The following is a 6,245-nucleotide window of genomic DNA, read 5'->3' on the forward strand; positions in this document are numbered from 1 at the left end:
GGCCATGAGCAACGCCCTGACCACCGCGGCCGCCGGGTTCGGTACCGGCCTGTCCCTCATCGTCGCCATCGGCGCCCAGAACGCCTTCGTCCTGCGCCAGGGCATCCGCCGGGACACGGTGCTCGCCGTGGTCGGGATCTGCGCCCTGTCCGACGCGGTACTGATCGCGCTGGGCGTCGGCGGGGTCGGCGCCCTGGTGGCGGCCTGGCCGGGCGCGCTGACCGCCGTCGGCTGGATCGGCGGCGCCTTCCTGCTGGGGTACGGCGCGCTGGCCGCCCGGCGGGTGCTGCGGCCGGCCGGCGCGCTGCGCGCGGACGGCGCGGACGTGGCCGGCTCCCGGCGGCGGGCGGTGCTCACCTGCCTGGCGCTGACCTGGCTCAACCCGCACGTCTACCTGGACACCGTCTTCCTGCTCGGCTCCGTCGCCGCCGACCGGGGCGCGCTGCGCTGGACCTTCGGGCTGGGCGCGGCGCTGGCCAGCCTCGCCTGGTTCGCCGCGCTCGGTTTCGGTGGCCGCTTCCTCGGCCGGTTCCTGGCCAGCCCCAAGGCATGGCGGGTGCTGGACGGCCTGGTCGCCGCCACCATGATCGCCCTCGGCGTCTCACTGATCGCCGGAAGTTGACGCCCGGCACACCGCTCGGCCGCACCACCCTGCGATAGTGAGCGAGTCTAAAGATGTAACGACCAAGTAGGAACGTGTGGACACGAGCGACAGCAGTACCGAAACCCGGGCGCAGGCCCCCGCGGCCGACGCCCCGCGCCGCGGCTGGCGCCGCTTCGCGATGGACACCCGGCCCTTGCGCCGCCCCGCCTTCCGCAGACTCTGGGTCTCCACCATCGTCACCGCGGTCGGCAGCCAGCTCACCGCCGTCGCCGTGCCCAAACAGATCTACGACATCACCGGCTCCTCGGCCTGGGTGGGCGCCGCGAGCCTGGCCGGACTGGTACCGCTGGTGGTGTTCGCGCTGTGGGGCGGCGCGGTCGCCGACACCATGGACCGCCGCAAGCTGCTGCTGATCACCAACAGCGGGATAGCCGTGACCTCGCTGCTGTTCTGGGCGCAGGCCGTCACCGGCCTGGAGTCGGTCGCCGTACTGATGGTGCTGCTCGCCCTCCAGCAGGCGTTCTGGGGGCTGAACTCCCCGGCCCGCAGCGCCTCCATCGCCCGGCTGGTGCCGGAGGGCGAACTGCCCGCCGCCAACGCCCTCGGCTCCACCGTCATGCAGACCGGCCAGGTGGTGGGCCCGCTGCTGGCGGGCGTCCTGATCCCGGTCATCGGCCTGCCGGAGCTGTACCTCATCGACGCGGTCGCCCTGTGCGTCACGGTGTGGGCGGTCTACCGGCTGCCCGCCCTGCTGCCGCTGACCGGCAACGGCAAGGGCCGCGCCGGGCTGCGCGAGGTGGTGGCGGGCTTCCGGTACATCGCCGGGCACACGGTGCTGCTGCTGTCCTTCCTCGCCGACATCGTCGCGATGGTGTTCGGCATGCCCCGGGCGCTGTTCCCGCAGCTGGCCGCCGAGACGTACGCGGGCTGGGGCGAGGGGCTCGCGCTGGGGCTGCTGTACGCGGCGATACCCATCGGCGCGGTGGCCGGCGGCCTGTTCTCCGGTACGTTCTCCCGGGCCCGGCGGCACGGCTGGATGGTGATCGGCGCGGTCGTCGCCTGGGGCGCGGCGATCGCGGGCTTCGGGCTGAGCGGCAACCTGTGGCTCGCGGTGGTCTTCCTGGCCGTCGCGGGCGTCGCCGACATGGTCTCGATGGTCTTCCGCGGCGCCATCCTGCTGTCCGCCGCGACCGACGAGATGCGCGGCCGGATGCAGGGCGTCTTCACGGTCGTGGTCGCGGGCGGGCCGCGGCTGGCCGACGTGCTGCACGGCACCGCGGGCTCGGCGTTCGGGGCGCGCGGCGCGGTGGCCGGGGGCGGGCTGCTGGTGGTCGTGGTGATGCTGGGCCTGGCCTGCACGGTGCCGGCCCTGCGCCGCTACAAGGTGTGACCCGCTAGAGCGGGCCGCCGCGCCGGTGCAGGGAGTACTGCTCCAGCAGCTTGCCGCGGGTGGTCTCCAGCCGGTGCGCCAGGATCTCGGCGACGGACCGCACCAGGACCACGCCGAGCTGGGGATCGTCCTCGCACAGCCGCAGCACCGCGGCGGCGTCGAACTCGTAGGCGCGCACCGCGCTGAACGCCTCGGCGCCGAAGTCCCACCGGTACGGCGGGAACAGCCAGGACCAGCCGAGCAGGTCACCGGCGCCGAGGCCGGCCACGGTCACGGTCTGGAGCGAGGTCACCCGCTGGGTCAGGGAGACGGCGCCCGAGCGGACCACCCAGAAGCGGTCGGCGGTGCCGCCCGCCTCGAAGATCCGGGTGTCCTCCGGGAAGCGCACCTCCCGGGCCAGTTCGGTCAGCCGCGCCCGCTGCGGAGGGGGCAGGACGTTGAGCAGTTTGATCGCTTTGGTCATGACACGGAACTCCTCGCCGGCGATGCGGTTCCGGTGTTTTCCCTACGACCATTTCAGCCCCCGGCGCGGCTCCGGGCACCTCGGCGGGCCGCGAAGATTCCGTGACGGCATGGGAAAGCCCTGGCTGGACGGGGGGAACCAGCCAGGGCCGTCAACGGTGGCGGCGGAGGACCGGGGGCCGACCCCGTCACCACGTATAGATGAACGCTAAACCATTTGCGGGGGTTTCGTGAAGCCGGGGGCGGGTCCCGTGAGCTGTCTCACCCGGCCGCCCGCCGCCGCTCAGCCATCGTCCGCCGCGGTCACCCGGATCGTCTCCAGGGCCGGGTCGCTGGGGTCCGGCAGGAACATCCCGGCGTGCAAGCCGGTGGTCAGGTAGCGCAGTACCGGCTCGGTCAGCCGCTCGCCCGGCAGCACGGCCGGGATGCCCGGCGGGTACGGCGTGATCATCTCCGCCGCGATCCGGCCGGCCGCCCGGGCCACCGGCACGTCCTCGGTCGGCCCGAAGAACGCGTCGCGCGGCAGCCGCGCCTGCGCCATCCGCAGCTCGGCCGGTGCCGGGACCGCCACCCGAGGCGCGTCCGGCAGTCCGGGCGCGGCGCCCGAGAGGTCCTTGAGCGCCGTCAGCAGTTCCCCGGTGGTCTCCCGGTCGTCGCCGTGGGTGATCTGCGCGCCGATCCGCCGGTGGTCCGTCAGATGCGCCACGATGTCGTGCCGCTCGCGCAGCCAGTCCGCGGCCTGGTAGCCGGAGATGCCGAGCCCGTCGAGATCGATGACGACCGGCAGCGGGTCGAAGCCGTCGGCCAGCCCCGGCCCGCAGAAGTCCGCGCGGTCGTTGACGTGCATGCCGTCGATCTCCTCGATCGCGGCCCGCACCCGGGCCGCCAGGTCCAGCGCGCCGCCCATGACCTCCTGGCCGCGCAGCGCCATCTGGCGGCGCCAGCCGTCCAGCCCCGCGTAGATCAGCGCCGACGGGCTGGTGGTGCTGAGCAGGTCCGCGCGCATGCCCAGCAGCTTCGGCTCCACCAGGTCGCCCTGGAGATGGAAGACGGAACCCTGTTCCAGGCCGCTGCCCATCTTGTGGATGCTGGTCACGCAGATGTCCGCGCCCGCGTCCATCGCCCAGGACGGCAGGTCCGGGTGGAACGGCAGATGCGCGCCCCACGCCTCGTCCACGATCAGCGGCCGCCCGCGCCGGTGGCAGACCTCGGCGACGGCCGCGAGGTCCGCGCTGGCGCCGTACGGCGTCGGGCTGGTGATCAGGGCGCCCCGCGCGTCGGGGTGCTCGGCGAAGGCCGCCTCGTACTCCACCGCGGACGGCGGATGGGCGAGATGGCGCTCCGCGTCCCAGCGCGGCTCGACCCAGACCGGCTCGATGCCCGACAGCACCAGCCCGGACACCACCGACTTGTGCGCGTCCCGGCCGATCAGCAGCTTCTCGTGCGGTCCCGCGACCGCGAGCATCGCCGCCTTGACCGACAGGGAACTGCCGCACGTCGAGAAGAACGTGTGGTCGGCGTGGACCGCGTCGGCCATCAGCTCCTGGGCGCGCTGGAGCACCCGGTTTTGGGTCAGCCGGTCGTCGAGCCCGCCGGTCGCCAGTACGTCGCCGAGGAAGACCGCGTCGCCCAGCACCTCGCGGACCGCCGGGTCGGCGCCCCGCGCCTGCTTGTGCCCCGGGGGCGTGAACGCCAGCCGGCCCTCACGCCGGTAGTCGGCGAGCGCCTGGAGAACCGGGGCCTGTGTGTGATCGATGGCCATGCCCCTGCGGCTTCCCCGCCGCGGCCACGCCAATCGGCACCGCCCACCGGGTCAGCCCGGCCGGGTCAGCCCCGCTCCGTGCGCCGGCCCGGCGTCAGCACCTCGTCCAGCACTCGCAGCACCGCCCCGTAGGCCACCGTGCGCACCTCGGCGTCCCGGGCGCCCTCCGGGTCGGTCGGCCGCAGTTCGTCCCGCCGGGTCCGCCAGCTGCGCTCCTCCTGGGCCGCGCAGGCCCGCGCCCGGTGCATCCGCCGCAGTAGTTCGTCCGCGTCCACCACATCCGTCATGCACACCGCGTACCCCGCACCCGGCGGCCGCATGGCCGCTGGACCGTACGGAGGTCGTGAGGTTTGCGGGTGCGGCCAGAGGTCAGCCGGAACACGAGGCAGCCGCGGGCAGGGCGGGCTCCGGCCCGGTTCCACACGATGTGCCGCACGATCAGGGAGCTGACGGATGTGTGAGAGGCCCATGACCCCTTCCGCCGCCGAGCGGACCGGTGACCAGCGCAGCCGGCCGGCCCGGCCGAGCAAACCAGCCGAGGCGCGCCGGGCCGTGGAGCGCGCGGTCACCGCGCGCTGCCGCGAGGGCGGCACCCGGTGCGACGCCGACGCCCTGTCGGACGCCGTGCTGGTCGCCTCGGAACTGACCACCAACGCCATCCTGCACGGCGGCGGCGTCACCGACTTCCGGGTCGACGTCGTCGGCCCCGGGCTGCGCGTCTCGGTCAGCGACCGCAGCGACGCGCTGCCCGCGCCGGTGCCCGCCGCCGACCGGCAGGGCCGCTGGACGGTGGGCGGCCGCGGCTGGCCCATCGTCTGCCGGCTGGCCCGCGACGTGCGGGTGTCCGGCCTGCCCTCCGGAGGCAAGTGCATCAGCGTCCTGGTACCGCTGTCCTGAGTACTTTTCGAAAAGCGGAGTTTGTTCCCCGAGGGGAAGGGCAGTCGCAGTTTCGTGCTTCGGACCGGAGGCGCAGCAGCGGGAGCGGTGTGGCTGCTTCGACACTCCAGTCGACCGCAGCGCCGTTCCCGCGGAAAGTCCCCTGGAGACCACCGTTCAGGAGCGGATCGCATGCTCATTGACACGCCCACTGGCCGTCCCGCGACAGCCGAGTCCACCCCCACCGTCACCGAGCCGACGAACGCGCCGTCCCGGCGCCGCCACGACGACGCCCCCGACACCGCGAGCCTGTTCACCCGGATGGCGGCACTGGCGGAGGGTCCCGAACGCGACGCGGTGCGCGACGAACTCGTCACCGCGTGGCTGCCCATGGCCCACCGCATAGCCGGCCGGTTCCGCGACCGCGGCGAGTCCGTCGAGGACCTGCGCCAGGTCGCCGCACTGGGCCTGGTGAAGGCCATCGACCGGTTCGACCCGGAGCGGGGCGCCTTCGAGAGTTACGCCGTGCCCACCATCACCGGTGAGGTCAAGCGGCACTTCCGGGACCGGATGTGGGCCCTGCGGGTGCCCCGCCGGGTCCAGGAACTGCGCAACAAGGTACGGGTGGCGCGGCGCGAGCTGACCCAGAACCCGGGCAGCCCCGAGCCCTCGACGGCCGACATCGCCGCCCACACCGGGCTGACGGAGGAGGAGGTCGGCGCCGGGATGGAGGCGCTGGAGAGCTTCAGCACGCTCTCCCTGGACGCCGAGCTGTCGGCCGGCGACGACGGCTACAGCCTCGCCGACACGCTCGGCTCCGCCGACAACTCCTACGACGTCGTGGTGGACCGCGAGTCGGCCAAGGAGGGCCTGCGCCGGCTGCCCGAGCGCGAACGCGCCATCCTCTACATGCGCTTCTTCGAGGACATGACACAGAGCCGGATAGCCGACCAGCTCGGCATCTCGCAGATGCACGTCTCCCGCCTCATCAGCCGCAGCTGCGCCCGGGTCCGGGACGAGGCGATGGGCCGCCGCCCGGCCCGCCGGGGCGACCGGGGAGGCCCGGCCGGCCGCGACGGCTCGCGGTGAGGCGATGATCGCCCGCCGTGGCCCCGGCCGCCGGCCTGACCCCGCCCGGGGCCCTCGGGCTC

The 6,245-nt window shown here is 73.9% G+C and carries 7 protein-coding genes; 4 read left to right on the plus strand and 3 right to left on the minus strand.

What is annotated here, in order from left to right:
• Positions 1 to 4 precede the first annotated feature (4 nt).
• Both ACTT8P_RS02850 and ACTT8P_RS02855 read left to right on the plus strand, forming a co-directional pair.
• Positions 5 to 622 (plus strand): LysE/ArgO family amino acid transporter, encoded by a 618-nt coding sequence (locus ACTT8P_RS02850; RefSeq protein WP_442829890.1) that lies wholly within the window; start codon positions 5 to 7, stop codon positions 620 to 622.
• A 76-nt stretch (positions 623 to 698) separates the two neighbouring features.
• Positions 699 to 1,994, plus strand: a complete 1,296-nt coding sequence (locus ACTT8P_RS02855) for an MFS transporter (RefSeq protein ID WP_442829891.1) — start codon at positions 699 to 701, stop codon at positions 1,992 to 1,994.
• 4 nt (positions 1,995 to 1,998) lie between these two features.
• Here the strand turns inward: ACTT8P_RS02855 and ACTT8P_RS02860 are convergent, their stop codons facing one another.
• The 3 genes from ACTT8P_RS02860 to ACTT8P_RS02870 form a co-directional block, all read right to left on the minus strand.
• Positions 1,999 to 2,457, minus strand: a complete 459-nt coding sequence (locus tag ACTT8P_RS02860; RefSeq protein WP_442829892.1) for a cyclic nucleotide-binding domain-containing protein — start codon at positions 2,455 to 2,457, stop codon at positions 1,999 to 2,001.
• A 282-nt stretch (positions 2,458 to 2,739) separates the two neighbouring features.
• Positions 2,740 to 4,218: an aminotransferase class I/II-fold pyridoxal phosphate-dependent enzyme gene (locus ACTT8P_RS02865; RefSeq protein WP_442829893.1), complete on the minus strand. Its 1,479-nt coding sequence runs from the start codon at positions 4,216 to 4,218 to the stop codon at positions 2,740 to 2,742.
• Between the two features lie 65 nt (positions 4,219 to 4,283).
• A complete protein-coding gene (locus ACTT8P_RS02870) occupies positions 4,284 to 4,505 on the minus strand; it encodes a hypothetical protein (protein ID WP_442829894.1) in 222 nt (73 codons plus the stop codon).
• A 166-nt stretch (positions 4,506 to 4,671) separates the two neighbouring features.
• On the opposite strand from ACTT8P_RS02870, the gene ACTT8P_RS02875 reads away from it, so the two are divergent.
• Complete coding sequence (locus tag ACTT8P_RS02875) at positions 4,672 to 5,115, plus strand: ATP-binding protein (protein WP_442829895.1); 444 nt, start codon at positions 4,672 to 4,674, stop codon at positions 5,113 to 5,115.
• Positions 5,116 to 5,286: 171 nt separating this feature from the next.
• On the plus strand, positions 5,287 to 6,183 hold the full coding sequence (locus tag ACTT8P_RS02880; protein WP_442829896.1) for a SigB/SigF/SigG family RNA polymerase sigma factor: 897 nt from the start codon (positions 5,287 to 5,289) through the stop codon (positions 6,181 to 6,183).
• The last annotated feature ends 62 nt before the right edge of the window (positions 6,184 to 6,245 follow it).

Source organism: Streptomyces sp. JW3 (genome assembly GCF_052216785.1).
GTDB lineage: Bacteria > Actinomycetota > Actinomycetes > Streptomycetales > Streptomycetaceae > Streptomyces.

Coding starts and splice junctions, on each gene's coding strand:
- ACTT8P_RS02850 (WP_442829890.1), top strand. CDS start 5: ATGAGCAACGCCCTGACCACCGCGGCCGCCGGGTTCGGTACCGGCCTG.
- ACTT8P_RS02875 (WP_442829895.1), top strand. CDS start 4,672: ATGTGTGAGAGGCCCATGACCCCTTCCGCCGCCGAGCGGACCGGTGAC.
- ACTT8P_RS02860 (WP_442829892.1), bottom strand. CDS start 2,457: ATGACCAAAGCGATCAAACTGCTCAACGTCCTGCCCCCTCCGCAGCGG.
- ACTT8P_RS02870 (WP_442829894.1), bottom strand. CDS start 4,505: ATGACGGATGTGGTGGACGCGGACGAACTACTGCGGCGGATGCACCGG.
- ACTT8P_RS02880 (WP_442829896.1), top strand. CDS start 5,287: ATGCTCATTGACACGCCCACTGGCCGTCCCGCGACAGCCGAGTCCACC.
- ACTT8P_RS02865 (WP_442829893.1), bottom strand. CDS start 4,218: ATGGCCATCGATCACACACAGGCCCCGGTTCTCCAGGCGCTCGCCGAC.